Source organism: Bacillus sp. IBL03825 (genome assembly GCF_024712505.1).
GTDB classification, from domain to species: Bacteria; Bacillota; Bacilli; order Bacillales; family Bacillaceae_G; genus Bacillus_A; species Bacillus_A wiedmannii.
In genome coordinates, this window is sequence record NZ_JAMXKE010000001.1 from 3694931 (window position 1) to 3710640 (window position 15710).

19 protein-coding genes are annotated in these 15710 nt (G+C 34.3%); 5 read left to right on the top strand and 14 right to left on the bottom strand.

Annotation, left to right across the window (positions count from 1 at the left end; genetic code table 11):
- Positions 1-13: 13 nt before the first annotated feature.
- From NHG49_RS18830 to NHG49_RS18860, 7 genes are all read right to left on the bottom strand, one after another.
- A complete protein-coding gene (locus tag NHG49_RS18830; protein WP_000349635.1) occupies positions 14-316 on the bottom strand; it encodes a metal-sensing transcriptional repressor in 303 nt (100 codons plus the stop codon).
- A gap of 292 nt (positions 317-608) precedes the next feature.
- Positions 609-836: a hypothetical protein gene (locus tag NHG49_RS18835; RefSeq protein ID WP_000849103.1), complete on the bottom strand. Its 228-nt coding sequence runs from the start codon at positions 834-836 to the stop codon at positions 609-611.
- A gap of 259 nt (positions 837-1095) precedes the next feature.
- Complete coding sequence (locus NHG49_RS18840) at positions 1096-2043, bottom strand: cation diffusion facilitator family transporter (protein ID WP_064475064.1); 948 nt, start codon at positions 2041-2043, stop codon at positions 1096-1098.
- A gap of 43 nt (positions 2044-2086) precedes the next feature.
- The gene (locus tag NHG49_RS18845) at positions 2087-2332 is read right to left on the bottom strand and encodes a ferredoxin (RefSeq protein ID WP_064475063.1); all 246 of its coding nucleotides are present in this window, start codon (positions 2330-2332) and stop codon (positions 2087-2089) included.
- A gap of 60 nt (positions 2333-2392) precedes the next feature.
- A complete protein-coding gene (gene gpmA, locus NHG49_RS18850) occupies positions 2393-3115 on the bottom strand; it encodes a 2,3-diphosphoglycerate-dependent phosphoglycerate mutase (protein ID WP_064475062.1) in 723 nt (240 codons plus the stop codon).
- 66 nt (positions 3116-3181) lie between these two features.
- Positions 3182-3556: an ArsR/SmtB family transcription factor gene (locus NHG49_RS18855; RefSeq protein ID WP_064475061.1), complete on the bottom strand. Its 375-nt coding sequence runs from the start codon at positions 3554-3556 to the stop codon at positions 3182-3184.
- A 187-nt stretch (positions 3557-3743) separates the two neighbouring features.
- Complete coding sequence (locus tag NHG49_RS18860) at positions 3744-4808, bottom strand: helix-turn-helix transcriptional regulator (RefSeq protein ID WP_064475060.1); 1065 nt, start codon at positions 4806-4808, stop codon at positions 3744-3746.
- A gap of 91 nt (positions 4809-4899) precedes the next feature.
- Here NHG49_RS18860 and NHG49_RS18865 point away from each other — a divergent pair, with 91 nt between their 5' ends.
- Positions 4900-5589 carry a class I SAM-dependent methyltransferase gene (locus NHG49_RS18865; protein ID WP_064475059.1) on the top strand — a complete coding sequence of 230 codons (690 nt, stop codon included), beginning with the start codon at positions 4900-4902 and terminating at the stop codon, positions 5587-5589.
- Between the two features lie 39 nt (positions 5590-5628).
- Here NHG49_RS18865 and NHG49_RS18870 read toward each other — a convergent pair whose 3' ends face one another.
- The 6 genes from NHG49_RS18870 to NHG49_RS18895 form a co-directional block, all read right to left on the bottom strand.
- Positions 5629-6447: an alpha/beta hydrolase gene (locus NHG49_RS18870; RefSeq protein WP_064475058.1), complete on the bottom strand. Its 819-nt coding sequence runs from the start codon at positions 6445-6447 to the stop codon at positions 5629-5631.
- A gap of 16 nt (positions 6448-6463) precedes the next feature.
- Positions 6464-7285, bottom strand: coding sequence for an ABC transporter ATP-binding protein (locus tag NHG49_RS18875; protein ID WP_048545874.1), 822 nt, complete (start codon positions 7283-7285; stop codon positions 6464-6466).
- Between the two features lie 14 nt (positions 7286-7299).
- Complete coding sequence (locus tag NHG49_RS18880) at positions 7300-8322, bottom strand: FecCD family ABC transporter permease (protein WP_064475057.1); 1023 nt, start codon at positions 8320-8322, stop codon at positions 7300-7302.
- Entirely contained in the window at positions 8315-9322 is a 1008-nt protein-coding gene (locus tag NHG49_RS18885) for a FecCD family ABC transporter permease (protein WP_001173055.1), read from the bottom strand. The genes NHG49_RS18880 and NHG49_RS18885 overlap by 8 nt, the downstream gene beginning before the upstream one ends.
- A 27-nt stretch (positions 9323-9349) precedes the next feature.
- Positions 9350-10315 (bottom strand): iron-hydroxamate ABC transporter substrate-binding protein, encoded by a 966-nt coding sequence (locus NHG49_RS18890; RefSeq protein WP_048545878.1) that lies wholly within the window; start codon positions 10313-10315, stop codon positions 9350-9352.
- A gap of 300 nt (positions 10316-10615) precedes the next feature.
- A complete protein-coding gene (locus tag NHG49_RS18895) occupies positions 10616-11374 on the bottom strand; it encodes an exodeoxyribonuclease III (protein WP_000767613.1) in 759 nt (252 codons plus the stop codon).
- Positions 11375-11528: 154 nt separating this feature from the next.
- Here NHG49_RS18895 and NHG49_RS18900 point away from each other — a divergent pair, with 154 nt between their 5' ends.
- Genes NHG49_RS18900 through NHG49_RS18910 form a run of 3 tightly spaced genes read left to right on the top strand, consistent with a single transcriptional unit; the run spans position 11529 to position 13544 of the window.
- Positions 11529-12125 (top strand): bifunctional transcriptional activator/DNA repair enzyme AdaA, encoded by a 597-nt coding sequence (locus NHG49_RS18900; RefSeq protein ID WP_064475056.1) that lies wholly within the window; start codon positions 11529-11531, stop codon positions 12123-12125.
- Entirely contained in the window at positions 12106-12636 is a 531-nt protein-coding gene (locus tag NHG49_RS18905) for a methylated-DNA--[protein]-cysteine S-methyltransferase (protein WP_064475055.1), read from the top strand. The genes NHG49_RS18900 and NHG49_RS18905 overlap by 20 nt, the downstream gene beginning before the upstream one ends.
- Positions 12633-13544: a DNA-3-methyladenine glycosylase family protein gene (locus tag NHG49_RS18910; protein WP_064475054.1), complete on the top strand. Its 912-nt coding sequence runs from the start codon at positions 12633-12635 to the stop codon at positions 13542-13544. The genes NHG49_RS18905 and NHG49_RS18910 overlap by 4 nt, the downstream gene beginning before the upstream one ends.
- A gap of 37 nt (positions 13545-13581) precedes the next feature.
- Here NHG49_RS18910 and pepT read toward each other — a convergent pair whose 3' ends face one another.
- The gene (gene pepT, locus NHG49_RS18915; protein ID WP_000807012.1) at positions 13582-14814 is read right to left on the bottom strand and encodes a peptidase T; all 1233 of its coding nucleotides are present in this window, start codon (positions 14812-14814) and stop codon (positions 13582-13584) included.
- A gap of 194 nt (positions 14815-15008) precedes the next feature.
- On the opposite strand from pepT, the gene NHG49_RS18920 reads away from it, so the two are divergent.
- Positions 15009-15647 (top strand): YczE/YyaS/YitT family protein, encoded by a 639-nt coding sequence (locus NHG49_RS18920; RefSeq protein ID WP_258126427.1) that lies wholly within the window; start codon positions 15009-15011, stop codon positions 15645-15647.
- The last annotated feature ends 63 nt before the right edge of the window (positions 15648-15710 follow it).

Here is a 15710-nt window from a genome sequence, read left to right on the forward strand (position 1 = left end):
TACTAGCTTGTTTTTACGCTTTTGAAAAACGTTCAAATACTGTCATTAATTCTTCAATTGCTTCGTCACCATTGCCATCTTTAATAGCACCTGAAACACAATGACTTGTATGGTTTTTTAATACACCCATTCCTACTTTTTTCATTGCTGCATTAATCGCTGAAATTTGCACTAAAATATCCACGCAATAACGATCATTTTCAATCATATTTTGAATACCGCGGACTTGTCCTTCAATTCTCTTTAATCTATTTATAATTTGTTCTTTTTCTTTTTCTGATCTATGTGTTACCGCTTCATGATCTTTATGATCCATATTATCACCTTCTTAAAGTTTCTCTTCATCCAATAAAACAATTGCTTTTACGAGTATACCAATTATAGCATTAAATATCTACGTATGATACCCCATATGAGTATATTTCTTCTCTATGCTTATTCTTAACAACTTATTAGCTTCTCAGACTCAATTATTATGATACCCTTACCTTTTTTTCAAAAAACAATAATAAGCAGGGATTATTCCTCCCCGCTTATTATTCATCCACAAATATAAAAGTCTCAATTTTCATACGTGTAAATTGAGACTTTTTTCTTCCTATATATAATTATTGCTGATCACATACTTTTGTGTCATTCACTACTGAAGTTCCTTCAACGGTTACCGTATGAAAACAGTCATTTACACGAACTGTCACGACATTATCTTGCCGATCAATGATATGATATTCATTAAAATTTTTATTCAGAGCACTGCGAATTTGTTCTCCTTCATAAATTGGAATGCCATGTGATAAAACCCAAATAAGCCCAGCGATAGCAAGAATAGTTTTCATACGATCTACCTCCTTGAGAATATAGTGAACTTTTAATCCATGCTTTTTCAGCTCTACTAATCATGACTGGAATGAATCAAGCCTTTTTGGAAATAAGTTCATTTCGTCTATTTTATGTTTATGCTAATTGTGACCGAATTGTGACAACTTTTTGTCTCTTTAGACGAAAAGTTGAAACAAAACTTTCAAAAAGGACAATTCTACTTGCACAAACAAAAGGCTATGGAGAATTTCCCCATAGCCTTTTGTTTGCATTTTATTAGACAATCATTTCATTATGTTTAATGTTAAGTGTTTCAATTTGAATTGTAGCATGTTCAATATGGAACTCTTTTTTTAGCATATCAATAATATTTTGAAGTACTTCTTGATCATCCTGTTTTTTATCAATTATTACATGGACACTTAATGCATCTAATCCCGATGTAATTGTCCAAATATGAAGGTCATGTAAATCACGTACACCTTCTACTCCTTTAATCGCTTGCTTCACTTTCTCTATTTCAATTGCAACCGGTGTACCCTCCATAAGTATATGAATAGAATGTTTTGTTACTCCCCATGCGCTCTTTAAAATTAATAAAGCTACAACTACTGAAATAATTGGATCTGCAATATACCATGAGAATAATGACATAAGTACACCAGCTACTAATGCTCCCACTGACCCTAAAGCATCCCCAAGAACATGTAAATACGCGCTACGTAAATTCACGTTATTTTTCACGTCACCTTGTCTCATAAGTGCCCATGCACTAATTAAATTTGCTAATAAACCAATTGATGCGATTAACATCATTGGACCACTTGCTACAGTTGGTGGTTCAAAAAAACGACCAATTGCTTCCCATACGATAAGCCCTGCTACAACAAATAATGTGATTCCATTAATTAATGCTGCTAAAATTTCAAAACGATAATATCCATATGTTTTTGTAGAAGTAACCGTTCTAGCTGCAAGTCCGATTGCAATTAAACTTAATAATAATGAACTCGTATCACTTAACATATGTCCTGAATCTGATAATAAAGCTAAACTATTTGTAACTAGTCCTCCAAAAAATTCAAGAAACATAATAGTTGCTGTAATTACTAAAGCTGTAATTAATCCTTTTTTATTCCCTTTTCTACTCTCCTCAAAATGATGATGTCCATGGGAATGCCCGTGAGCATGCCCATGATGTTGGTGACCGTGATGATGTCCCATATAAATTCCTCCTTTTAATTTTGTTTTATCCTTAATACTTCCTCTATTGAATTTTCATTTTCTTTATAAATGGTTCTTTTCTTACCTGAATTGAACTTGTTGGGCAGCCATCACTAGCCGCCAACATTGCTTGCAAGAAAGTTTTTGGGATCCCCATTATTCCTTGATTACTATCTAATAGACCAAATGATTTTCCTCTTCCATCTAATTGATATATATCAGGTGCTATAGAAGTGCATAATCCACATGACTCACAATTCTTTTTATCTACAACCGTATAATGTAACACTATAAATCTCCTCTGTTATTTATATACAATACATAGGTAGGGTATATAAAACCGTTTGTTTTATACCAAATTTCCTTCCAAAGTTTCTATTTCCCTATTTAAATAATAATGGCATATCGGTTTTAAATCATTATCCAACTCATAAACCAATGGTGTTCCTGTTGGAATGTTTACATTTTCTATTTCTTCATCTGAAATTTGATCTAAATGTTTTACTAAAGCACGTATTGTATTTCCATGTGCTGCAATAATTACTTGTTTACCAGCTTTTACATTAGGAGCTACCTCTTCATTCCAATATGAAACAACTCGTTTCTCTGTATCTTCTAGATCTTCTGTAAGAGGAAATTCATACTCTTTTACATCTCTATATTTCGGATGTGCTGCTTCATATCTTTCGTCATCTTTTGTAAGTGCTGGTGGGCGTACATTTGTTGAACGTCTCCATAAAGTTACTTGCTCATCGCCATATTTTCTCGCTGTTTCTTCCTTATTTAATCCTTGAAGCGCACCGTAATGGCGCTCATTTAATTTCCATGTTTTATGAACAGGTATCCACATCAAATCCATTTCTTCGAGAGTGATCCATAAAGTACGCATCGCTCTTCTCAAAACAGACGTATATGCGATATCAAATGAGAAACCATTCGCTTTCAGCATTACTCCGGCTTCTCTTGCTTCTTCCAAACCTTTATTGGATAAATCAACATCCGTCCAACCAGTAAACCTATTTTCAACATTCCATTCACTTTGTCCGTGTCGTATTAAAACTAGCTTTACCATACTTGCTATCTCCTCTCCTTTTAAAGTTGCATTTTCATAAAGAAGTATCTTTATGAAAATGCGCGATTACATATCAAGTTCTTTATTCTTCATTTCACTACTATGACTAAACGCTAATTCAATTAATCCATTTACGTGAGAATCATCTAATGAATAAAAAACAAGTTTCCCCTCTTTACGCTTTTTCGCTAATCCTATCGTTTGTAATAGTCTTAAGTGATGTGAAGCTGTTGCAATACTACTATGAATAATACTTGCGACATCACGTACACAAAGTTCTTTCTCCGTATACAACGCATAAGCAATTTTCAAACGTGTTTCATCTGCAAGTGCTTTAAACATTTTCGCTACACTACTTATATTTTCTTTCTCTAGCATATCACTTGCATGTTTTACTTTTTGTTCATCATGATAACAAAGTTCACAATGCTCTTCGCTCATATGTAACACCTCTTATTCAAGTATATATTTGATTATGTATGTAGTATACCTTATAAACGAGAAACATTCAAACGTTCATTTGAATGTTTCTCGTTTATCCTAAAAACCCCACTAATTATTAGCCCGCAGTAATCGATCTTATGAGCTGTCCGACCGTTAATACCGGATAAATTAAACCATTTTTCTTTTAGTATTCCCCCTTTAAAAAACAAAACTTAGAAAAAAGCTCCCATATAAGTTCGTTTCTACTGCCTACTCCGACCTTTTCAAAAATTGACTTGAAATGATCCTGAACTGTATACGTAGAAATACACAATTCTTTTGCCACTTCTTTCGTTGACATCCCCCTAACAATTCCTACTATCACTTCTTTCTCTCTTTGAGACAAACTATAAGAATCTGCAAGAAGAGGAAAAACTTCTTCTGGCCGTGCACTTTCGAACAAAACCCTATATCCTGTATGACAACTACTGTAACTTTCTAACCTACTTGCACGAATAACCAAAAATTGTCCACACGTTAAACTTATACAGACTGTTGCTTCTTTATTAGTTTCATTTGCTTTTACTTGCGAACAAACTGCACGTATCGGCCTTGGAATGTCCTCTTCAGTCAATTGTTCATACTTTCTAAAGTTTGATAACCATATGTATCCTGTTTCATCCCAATAATTTAGTTTAAGATTTTCATTTAATATAATCATGCCCATTCCTACTACTTCTATTTTTTCTTCTGAACGGGTTATAAAGGATGTTCTTAAAGTATCTCCTGCCAATAAACCCACCTTCGATAAATACTTACATTCATCATGCTGAAAAGGTATTTTTGTATTATCTCGAAACAAACTTAAGTGTCCAAAACATTTTCCTTTACTCATACAAACCACTCTTACTTCATCTATAAAACCGGCTGGTTTTAAAATATTTCGATACCTAGCGCTTTTTATCGAATTATCATTTGTGACAATACGTATCGCACCAACATGAGGAGGCTTTCGTGCTAACTCTTTAAATTTGTTATAATCATCCTCTAAAAATTCATTCATAAATAACTGCGGATGCAGTTGTTCAATTCTTTGATCTGTATATGCTCCGGTTGATAAAAATGTACGCGGGTCTATAGCGGTGAAGCAGGAAGCATCAAAAGGAATTACCTTTTTTAATATATTTAAAAAATCTTTTTGAAATGGTCTAGTTGAGCTCTCGCTTTTCATTAACAGTGTTATTTCTTTCGTTGCCTGTTCATAAATCATCTTTATTCCCCCCAGATTTATGGGATTGTTTCCTCTAACCATTTCATTTCATAATAAAGTGAAACTTTATTGGAAAAGAGGAGGCTAAAAAATGAGCTGGAATGATCATACTGTACATACATATGAACGAACAATTCCGTTGAAAATCCCTGGATATTTTACCCTTTATAACATGATGAATCATTTTTTACTTACTACACTCCCTAAAGAAAATATGAATCCCAATTTAATAGTTATAGGTGCTGGTGGTGGACAAGAAATTCTCTCAATAGGCAAACAAAATAGCAACTTATCTTTTACAGGTGTTGATCCATCTGAAAGCATGCTACAGTTAGCTAAAAAAAGAATTGAAAACGAAGGCATACAAAATCCAATTCACTTTGTACATGGAACTGTGCATTCATTATTAACCAATCCATTATTTGACGCTGCTACTTGTATGCTTGTTCTTCACTTCATCCCAACTATTAAGGAGAAAAAAGAGTTACTTAATGAAATTAGTAGTCGCTTAAAGCCTGGTGCTCCATTCTTTCTCTCTTCAATAAATGGTGTACCCCATACAAGTATGTTTTCTGCACAATTAAATGCTTGGCACAACCATATGATGCAAAATCAAATTCCATTAGAAGATTGGAACAGATTTGAAAATTCTTTTGAAACGGAAATATTCCCTATTTCCGAAACGAATCTACTAACTATTATGGAGGAATGTGGCTTTACTCAAATTACTCGCTTTTTTACTAGTTTTTTAATTGATGGATACGTTGCCTTTAAACAATAAGGAAAAAAGGTAAGCAATTGCTTACCTTTTTTCTACCTTCTATACGTGACTAATAAATCTTAACCCTTTACTTAAAGAGGTCGGCACAACTGATGCGTGATTCTCCCCTTCAGCCTCATAAAACGTAAATCTAAACTGATCGTGTTTTACTTGAAGAAGGCGCTCTGATAATTCGTTTGCCCCTACAACCATATGCTCTCGTTCTAGTGATCCGACTGTAAGGAACACTCCTGTTTCAAACTTAGCGTTGTTTAATTCACTTATAAGGTTCTCTTCTTTTTCAAGTACGGATTGGTTATTCCACCAAATAGATGGACTACTTATAAAATAATTTTGAAAGGCATTTAAGTTGGTAAATAGTATATGTAAAGCAAATAAGCCACCTAACGAATGCCCAAATAACGTTTGCTTTCCTTTATCAATCTCATAATTATTTTCAATTTGAGGTTTCAGTTCTTCTTCCAGAAATGTAAAGAAGTTATGTGCTCCTCCTGTTTTAGGCCACGGTTTGCCATCTGGTTTTAAAGGTGCATCTTTTGAAATTACACTAGGCGTAAAATCATAGCATCTTTCTTCACCTGAAAATGCCCCTTCAATTGGATAACCAATACCTACTATAATGGCTGGTGAAACACCTGTTTTTTCCGCTCTAACTGATTGTATTTTAACCGCTTCATGGAATGTTTGAAAAAAAGCATTGCCATCTAATACGTATATAACAGGATATCCTGACTCTGGCGCTGGTCGCCTCGGCTTTGAAATATGAATTTGATATTCCTTACCTTCTAATTTCGAATACATTTTCCACTGTTCTGTATTAGTTGTTATAATCTGCTGTTTTTCAATAGTAGTATTCATCTTATATCCCTCCCTCTTAACTCGTTACATATATTTCTACTTTCTCTTCTTGAGAGACAACACTATCGTATCCAAAGCAAACAGGAGATCCATTATACGGATCAATCATGACACGCGCATCAATATGAAATACTTCTTTTAACACTTCATTTGTAATGATTTCTTCTGGGATACCAGTTGTAACGATTTCCCCTTCCTTCATTGCAATAATCTCATCTGAAAACCTTGCTGCATGGTTAATATCATGTAGTACCATTACAACTGTACAATTATGTTCTTTATTTAACTTCTCCACAATTTGTAATACATCTAATTGATGAGACATATCAAGATATGTCGTTGGTTCATCTAGTAGTAACACTTCTGTCTCTTGTGCTAAAGCCATCGCTAGCCATACCTTTTGCCTTTGACCACCTGATAAATTGGCAATTTGTCTCGTTCGAAATTCAGAAGTTTTCGTTATATCTAATGCCCAGTCAATCATCTCTTTATCTTTTGAAGTTAACTTATTTACATTATTTCGATGTGGATAGCGTCCATAAGAAATTAATTCTTCCACTTTAAGTTCTCCTGGTGCAATTGGAGTTTGCGGGAGTAAAGCTAACTGCTTCGCAATTTCTTTCGTTGGAATCGTATTTAAATCCTGTCCTTGCAAATATACTTTACCGCTCTTTTGCTTTAAAATTCTTCCCATCGTTTTTAACAGTGTTGATTTACCGCACCCGTTTGGCCCTATAATTGTCGTTACTTTTCCTTCTTGTATTTCCACATTTAAATCGCGAAACACTGTAAGCTTTTCATAACTCGTTTCTAAATTTTTTGCACTTAAAATACTCACTTTTATTCCTCCTCTTACGCTTTCGCCTTATAAAGTAAATATAAGAAATACGGTACACCGACAATAGAAATAACGATCCCAACAGGTAACTCTACAGGGGTGAAAACTGTTTTTGCAATAAAGTCTGAAGCTATTACAAGGAACATTCCGATTACTCCACACGTAGGAATGATATGCTTATGTTGAATACCAACAAGTCTTTTCGCTATATGCGGTGCCATTAAACCAATGAAACCAATACTTCCTGAAACTGCAACACATGCACTGACAAGTCCGATACTACTTAGTAGTAAAATAGATTTCTCTCTTTCTACCGAAACACCTAAACTTGTAATACTCGTTTCTTCCAATTGAAATAAATCTAATAAATAAGCTTTTTTTTGTATAAGCGGAATTAATATGATAAGCCACGGCAACATAGCAACAATATACTTCCAGTTTGCGCTATATATGCTTCCTGACACCCAAACTGCAGCCATTTCGAAATCAGTTGACTTCATTTTGAGTGATAAGTACATAGAAAATGCTCCAAATCCTGATCCAATTGCAATCCCTGTTAATAAAAGACGTTGCGAGTCTAGCTTACCGTTTTTCCATGAAAACAGATAAATGATGATAGCTGCACCTAATCCGCCGACTAAACCAAACATTGGCATCATCATAATAGACATCCAGTCTGTGCTCTTTAATTGCCCTTGAAAGAAAAACATAAAAATAACGATGGCTGTGCCGGCCCCAGCATTCACTCCTAAAATACCTGGGTCTGCCAATCCATTCCTCGTAATCCCTTGAATAACAGCACCTGCAACGCCTAGGCCTAATCCTACTAATCCAGCGATTACGATGCGCGGAAGACGAAACTCAAAAATAACTAAATCATGATCTGGTACTGGATCTATTCTAAAGAGTGTTTTAAATACATCTTTAATCGTAATATCAAACGTACCATTCGTTAAACTAATATAAATTGCACATAGTATTAAAAATATAATAATCCCCATTGTCATTCCAAAGCGCTGACTCGAACTTTTAAGCATGTCTCTCTCCTCCTCTTGTACGGATTAAATAAAGGAAGAAAGGAATTCCAATTAAGGAGGTAACGACTCCAATTGGTGTTTCAAATGGATAGTTTACAAATCTACTTAAAACGTCACATAACGCTAAAAACACGCCACCAATCACGCCTGCACATGGCAATATCCACTTATAATCTACTCCAATGATAAAGCGAGTAATGTGCGGAATAATTAAGCCTACAAAACCAACTTTCCCCACTAAAGCAACTGCCGTTCCTGTTAAGAAAATAACCGATAAAATAGCCATCGCTTTAACTAGTTTTGTACGCTGTCCTAGATTAATAGAAACTTCTTCTCCTAAAGAAAGAATAGTAATAGATTTTGATATTAACAGCGCTAAAACTATTCCAATTATCCCAAACGGTATCGTGATTTTAATGATATTAGGGTCCACTTGGTCTAACTTTGCATTAAACCAAAAACTAACATTTTGAGAAATTTGGAAATATGAAGCCATTGCAGCAGATACACTACTTAAAAATGTTCCAATAACTGTTCCGATAATCGCTAACCTAACTGGTGATAAGCCATTTTGAAGGAGCGAACCAAAACCAAAAACGATACCGGCTCCTAGTGCAGAACCAATCATTGAACATAAAACCATACCAATTGATGACATTCCTGGAAGAAAAATCATGCAAAGTGTAATAACAAAGGCTGCCCCATCCGTCACACCCATAATAGAAGGGGATGCAAGATAGTTTCTTGTCATCCCCTGCATAAGTGCTCCTGATATGGCTAGAAACGCTCCGACTAAAAGAGCTGCAACTACCCTTGGTAAACGTGAAGTAATAATAATATTATGATTTACATCGCTTGAATCAAAATGAAATAATGCGTTCCACACTGTTTCAGCATCAATACTTTTCGCCCCATACAAAATAGAAAGTATAACTGTAAATAAGATCAGTATGGGTGCTATACATAATATGGTTACTGGTACTGCATTTGTTTTCTGCATATCATTCAACGCACCTTACTTATTGTATTATTTAGATAAATTTTTTACTGCTTCTTTTAAGAATACTGTTTTACTCCAAGCTGTACCACCTTGTGCCATTGGGTCTACAACGTTTACAAATACTTTCTTTTCCTTCGCAGCATTCATACTTTGCCAAATTGGATTGCTTTCAATTTCTTCTAGCACTTTCGGATTTTTATTTTCACTTGCCTCATATTGTAAGAAAATATAATCTGGGTTAAGTTCAGCAAGTTTTTCAAATGAAATTTTCTCTTGTGCTTTTACAGCTTTAAGTTGTTCTGGAGCAGTTAGCCCAAGATCTTTATAAATGACAGGGTTGAAGTATACTCCTTCTGGATATAGGAATAATTCGTTTGCTCTTAGTCTAATGACAAGTACTTTTTTGTCTTTTAACTTATCTCCTAGTTTTGCTTTTGCTTTTTCAGCATCTGCATTGTAATCTTTAATAATTTTTTCTGCTTTATCTTTTTTACCAGTTAATTCTCCCATTAACTTTAAGTTATCTTCCCAATCTGTTGAAACATGTGATACTGGGAATGTCGGAGCTACTTTCGTAAACTTTTCAGCTGTTTCTGCTGGGAATTTCGTACTTGATGTAATAACGTCTGGCTTTAATTGTAGTAATGTTTCAAAATTTGGTTGCATTTTCTCACCAACAGATTTCGCACCCTCTAAATCTTTCTCAAGATACTTCGGTAATTTACCACCTACAGTAATGGCACCTACCGGCTTAATACCAAGTACCGCTGCATCTTCCATTGACTCTAAACTAGCTGTCGCAATTTTATCTACTTTTGCTGGTACTGTATATTCTTTACCTAAATATGTAATTTTTCTTTTTTCGTCTTTTTTCGTTTCCGTAGCTTTTGTCTGTTGCTTTTGTTCTCCTGAAGTTTTATCCGTACTATTGCATGCTGCTAGTCCTACACTTAATACTGTAACCATCCCTAATGTAAATAACTTCTTATTCATCTTTATATATCTCCTCTCGAATTTTCAAACAATATTCTTAATAAAATTTAACTATATGAAACTTATCTTACATATATATTTCATTAAATTAATAATTCTATCCAGAACTCATTCTCGTTCACTTCCCCTAAGCTATAATTCTTTTTACACCTCATCCTTTGATAATCTTCCCCACTGATAATGATTATCGTTACTAAGTATATATTTAATATGCGATTATTTCAAGAAAGATTTGAAAAATTTTAACAAAATGAATAAAAAAAGAAGTATCTGCCTAATCCTAGGAAGATACTTCTTTTTTTAGAAATTTATATGTAATTCAACTGGGCAATGATCTGATCCCATTACTTCACTATTAATTTTCGCCTCTGTTATTTTGTCTTTCATTCTTTCCGAAACAACAAAATAATCTAAACGCCATCCAATATTTTTTGCTCTCGCTCCCATACGATACGACCACCACGAATATGCACCTTCCTGATCAGGATACAGATAACGATACGTATCAATAAATCCCTCTTCTAAAATACGTGTGAATTTCTCCCTTTCCTCATCAGAGAATCCAGGATTTTTACGATTACTTTTTGGATTTTTTAAATCGATTTCTTTATGAGCAACATTTAAATCTCCGCAAAAAACAACGGGCTTTTTTTTATCTAATTGCTTAATATAAGCCCGGAAATCATCTTCCCATTTCATTCTGTAATCTAATCGTTCTAATCCACGTTTTGAATTTGGTGTATATAACGTAATTATGTAAAAATCTTCGAATTCTAAAGTGATAACTCGTCCTTCTTGATCATGCTCTTCAATTCCTAAACCGTATGTAACAGCAAGCGGTTCTTTTTTCGAAAAAATAGCTGTTCCTGAATAACCTTTTTTCACGGCATAATTCCAATATGCATAATATCCCTCTGGATTTAAATCAATTTGTCCATCTTGTAATTTAATCTCTTGTAGACAAAATATATCAGCACTTGATTCCTCGAGATATTCTAAAAATCCACCTTTTGCGATAACAGCTCGCAAGCCATTTACATTCCATGAAATTAACTTCACTTATAGCCCTCCTCTTGATGTTTATTTCCAAATTTCATGCTATCACAAAATAGAAAAACAATCATATTTTCACCTTTGTAATCTTGCTCTTACATTTGTGAATACATACATACGCACTTTATTCAGGTTATACTAATTTCAGAGGTGATGTTCTTTGCACAATGAAGGGGTTACGTTAACAAATGAGCATTGGCAAGCAATTATTCATAATGATTCTTTCTATGATAGTAAATTCTTTTATGCTGTGAAATCAACCGGAATCTTTTGCAGGCCATCATGCAAATCAAGAATACCGAATAGAAACAATGTACGAATTTTTCATCACGCAGAGCAAGCATTGAGTGAAAACTTTCGCCCGTGCAAACGTTGTAAGCCAAATGGGATCACTTTACCTAATGAAGAGTGGGTAAAACAAATTAAAGATTGTATCGAAAAAGACTTTAACGAATTATTAACTCTCGACATACTTGCTGAAATGTGCCATGGTAGCCCATTTCATTTACAACGCACTTTCAAAAAAATGACTGGGATAAGCCCAATAGAATATATACAACAGTTTAGGATTGTTAAAGCGGCAGAGCACCTTTTACAAACAAATCAATCCATTAAAGAAATTAGTACTGCTATCGGGATAGAAAACCCAGAGTATTTCGCAACTTTATTTAAAAAGAAAACCGGGTTTACTCCTACTGAATATCGAAAAAAGAACGAAATGAAAGAAGGATACAATAATGAATTCCTCCAAAAATAAATTTATATATTGGACGCTACTTACACATGAAGATTGGCATTTTCATATTGCTGCAACTGAAAATGGACTATGCTTCATTGGATCACAAGATGAAAGCTTTGAAGAACTAAATATATGGGCTAGAAAAAAATTGCCACAACATATATTGGCATGTAATCCAGATTACCTGCCATCATATACGAAAGAAGTTATCGAGTATTTAGAAAGTAAGCGAGAAACTTTTACATTCCCTATCGATGCTTACGGAACTGATTTTCAATTATCTGTTTGGAATACGGTACGTGAAATTCCTTATGGAAAGACATATTCTTATTCAGAAATTGCCGAAAGAATGCACAAACCTACTGCTGTGCGTGCCGTTGCTACTGCTATTGCTGCCAACCCTCTTCTCATTACAATTCCTTGCCATCGTGTTATTGGAAAGAATGGTAAACTAACTGGTTTTAGAGGTGGATTAGGAATGAAGAAAGAGTTGCTTACATTAGAAAAGTCGCAGGTAGAATTCATATGACAACAGAATATACTAACGCATTAACTTTAGCAGTTCCAACAGAATTTAGTTTCCAAGAAAATTTACGCTATCTATCACGTTCTAACAATGAATGTATGTTCCAAATTGAAGATAACAAAATTTATAAAGTTATTCCTGTTCACGATGTAAATCCTTTAGTTGAAATTAGTATGAATACGAATGGTAATATTCAAATACGTTTTTTAGAAGAATTATATACATCTGAAGAATCGGTATGCGAAGCTGTAGCTACTTATGTGAAGGATTGGTTTGATTTAACTACTGATTTAGCTCCCTTTTATACATTAGCTAAACTTGATGTACTCCTTCAAGGACCAATTGAACAATATTATGGCCTTCGTACTTTAGGTATTCCAGACTTATTTGAAGCACTTTCCTGGGGAATTATCGGTCAGCAAATTAACCTCACATATGCTTATACGCTAAAAAGAAGATTAGTCGAGCAATTTGGTAATTATGTAGAATGGAATGATAGAAAACATTGGATATTCCCTTCTCCTGAAACGATTGCACATTTACACGTAGAGGAACTTAAAAAATTAAAAATGACGACTAGAAAATGTGAATATTTAATCGGTATTGCAAAGCTTATTACAGAAGGAAAACTATCAAAAGAATCTTTACTGCAAATACAAGATGTGAAACAAGCTGAAAAACAATTAACTGCTATACACGGTATAGGACCGTGGACTGCCAACTATGTTTTAATGCGTTGTTTACGATTTCCTTCCGCTTTTCCAATTGACGATGTTGGCTTGCACAATGCAATTAAATATATAACAGGTTCTGAAAGTAAACCGACTAAACAGGAAATAAAAGATTTTGCGGCAAATTGGACCAACTGGGAGTCTTACGCAACTTTTTATTTGTGGCGAGTATTATACTAAAAAACCAAGTAGCGCATCCGCACTACTTGGTTCTTTTTTAAGCTTGTTCCTCGAATCGTCTTGCGATTTCCACAATAACTTGAACAGCTTTTTCCATCGTATCCACCGAAACATATTCAAATTTACCGTGATAGTTTTCACCACCTGTGAAAATATTCGGCGTTGGTAATCCCATATACGATAATTGTGATCCATCTGTTCCACCACGAATCGGATGAATGTTTGGTTCGATATTTAAACTTTTCATCGCTTCATATGCAATATCAACAATTTCTCTCACTGGTTCGATTTTTTCAAGCATGTTATAGTATTGATCATTCATTTCTAAAACGACTGCATTTTGTCCATACTTCTCTTGCATTTGCTTCACAATATTTTCAACGTTATGTTTACGCGCCTCAAAATTTTCACGATCAAAATCTCGAATAATATAATACGCTTTACTTTGCTCAACATCACCATTTAATGAAAGTAAATGATAGAATCCTTCATAGCCTTCTGTATATTCTGGTGCCTCTTCTACTGGTAAATATCCATTAAACTCCATAGCAAGTTTAGTTGCGTTACGCATTTTATTTTTCGCTGTTCCAGGATGTGTATTCGTTCCATTAAACGTTAACTTAGCGCCTGCAGCATTAAAACTTTCATACTCTAAACCACCTAATGGACCGCCATCCATCGTATAAGCACATGATGCACCAAACGCTTCTACATCAAAATGCGCTGGCCCACGGCCAATTTCTTCATCCGGCGTAAATGCAACTCTTATTTTCCCATGCTTAATTTGTGGATTATGTATTAAATAGTTCATTGCAACCATAATTTCTGTAAGACCAGCTTTATCATCTGCTCCTAGAAGTGTCGTACCATCCGTTGTAATAATCGTATGTCCTTTATATAATGGTAATTCTGGAAACTGTTCTGGCGTTAACACAACATTTAGCTCTTCATTTAACGTAATCGCATTGCCATCAAAATTTTCATGAATTTGTGGTTTTACGTTTTTCCCTGTAAAATCTGTTGCCGTATCTAAATGTGCTAAAAAGCCGATTACTGGCACATCCTTATCCGTATTAGCAGGAAGTGTTGCCATTACATACCCATTATCATCCATTGTTACTTCTGTTAAGCCAATCTCTTTTAACTCTTCCACTAATAACTTACCAAACTCAATTTGTCCAGGTGTTGTTGGTACTGTATGACTTTCTTCATTTGATTGTGTATCAATCTTTACATATCTCGTAAATCTTTCAATAAGCTCTTGTTTCAAACTCGTTCACTCCCTTTTATATTTCTTTCTCTATTATAATCCTTGAGACGAAATATTTTAACTTTTTTGACTGTGAATGCATAAATTTCATTTGTATTCAACAGTTTTAAACAAACCCTAAAAAGTCGTAATATTTGTACATCAAAACTCTTACATGTAATATACATAATTATACAATATAGGAGGTTTTAAAGATGAGGCTAACTCTCTTTCGCTATTTTCTTTTTTTCTTAGGGTTAATTTTCTTTGGCCTTGGAAATGCTCTTGCAGTCAAAGTAAATTTTCTCGGTTTACATCCTTGGGAAGTTTTAAATATGGCTCTCTACCAAAGATTTGGATGGACCATTGGTACGTGGAGTGTCATATGTGGATTATGTCTCGTTCTCATTTCTTTATTAGTAGATCGAAAATATATAAATGTGGGTACATTTTTAAATGCACTACTTATCGGTCCCATTATGGACTTTTTCTTACAATCAAACATTCTTCCAAACGCTAGTAATTATTTATGGATAAACTTACTCATTTTATTTGCTGGTATTGCAATTACAGGTATTGGGGGAGGGATGTATGTTGCGGCTGGGATTGGTGCTGGCCCTCGAGATGGATTCATGCTTACTATTTCCGACAAAACAGGGCTATCTATTAGTCGTGCTAGAATCATAGTAGAATGTGTTGTACTAGTTATTGGATTTATGCTAGGAGGTCCTGTTTTCATCGTAACTTTTCTTTACACCTTTATTCAAAGTCCAATCTTTCAGCAATCATTTAAGATGTTTCAAGCCCTCTTACATACTTTACATAACAAAGAGAAAGTTAGTGAACATATTTAAAATACAACTTAATACAAAGTATTCACCCTATTTACGATTCTCATCGCAAATAGGGTGTTTCTT

Bases quoted from the DNA above. Each gene is read 5' to 3' on its own strand.
- NHG49_RS18840 (WP_064475064.1), bottom strand. From the start codon at position 2,043: ATGGGACATCATCACGGTCACCAACATCATGGGCATGCTCACGGGCAT.
- NHG49_RS18870 (WP_064475058.1), bottom strand. From the start codon at position 6,447: ATGAATACTACTATTGAAAAACAGCAGATTATAACAACTAATACAGAA.
- NHG49_RS18835 (WP_000849103.1), bottom strand. From the start codon at position 836: ATGAAAACTATTCTTGCTATCGCTGGGCTTATTTGGGTTTTATCACAT.
- gpmA (WP_064475062.1), bottom strand. From the start codon at position 3,115: ATGGTAAAGCTAGTTTTAATACGACACGGACAAAGTGAATGGAATGTT.
- NHG49_RS18890 (WP_048545878.1), bottom strand. From the start codon at position 10,315: ATGAATAAGAAGTTATTTACATTAGGGATGGTTACAGTATTAAGTGTA.
- NHG49_RS18865 (WP_064475059.1), top strand. From the start codon at position 4,900: ATGAGCTGGAATGATCATACTGTACATACATATGAACGAACAATTCCG.
- NHG49_RS18830 (WP_000349635.1), bottom strand. From the start codon at position 316: ATGGATCATAAAGATCATGAAGCGGTAACACATAGATCAGAAAAAGAA.
- NHG49_RS18855 (WP_064475061.1), bottom strand. From the start codon at position 3,556: ATGAGCGAAGAGCATTGTGAACTTTGTTATCATGATGAACAAAAAGTA.
- NHG49_RS18860 (WP_064475060.1), bottom strand. From the start codon at position 4,808: ATGATTTATGAACAGGCAACGAAAGAAATAACACTGTTAATGAAAAGC.
- NHG49_RS18910 (WP_064475054.1), top strand. From the start codon at position 12,633: ATGACAACAGAATATACTAACGCATTAACTTTAGCAGTTCCAACAGAA.
- NHG49_RS18920 (WP_258126427.1), top strand. From the start codon at position 15,009: ATGAGGCTAACTCTCTTTCGCTATTTTCTTTTTTTCTTAGGGTTAATT.
- NHG49_RS18885 (WP_001173055.1), bottom strand. From the start codon at position 9,322: ATGCAGAAAACAAATGCAGTACCAGTAACCATATTATGTATAGCACCC.
- NHG49_RS18880 (WP_064475057.1), bottom strand. From the start codon at position 8,322: ATGCTTAAAAGTTCGAGTCAGCGCTTTGGAATGACAATGGGGATTATT.
- NHG49_RS18905 (WP_064475055.1), top strand. From the start codon at position 12,106: ATGAATTCCTCCAAAAATAAATTTATATATTGGACGCTACTTACACAT.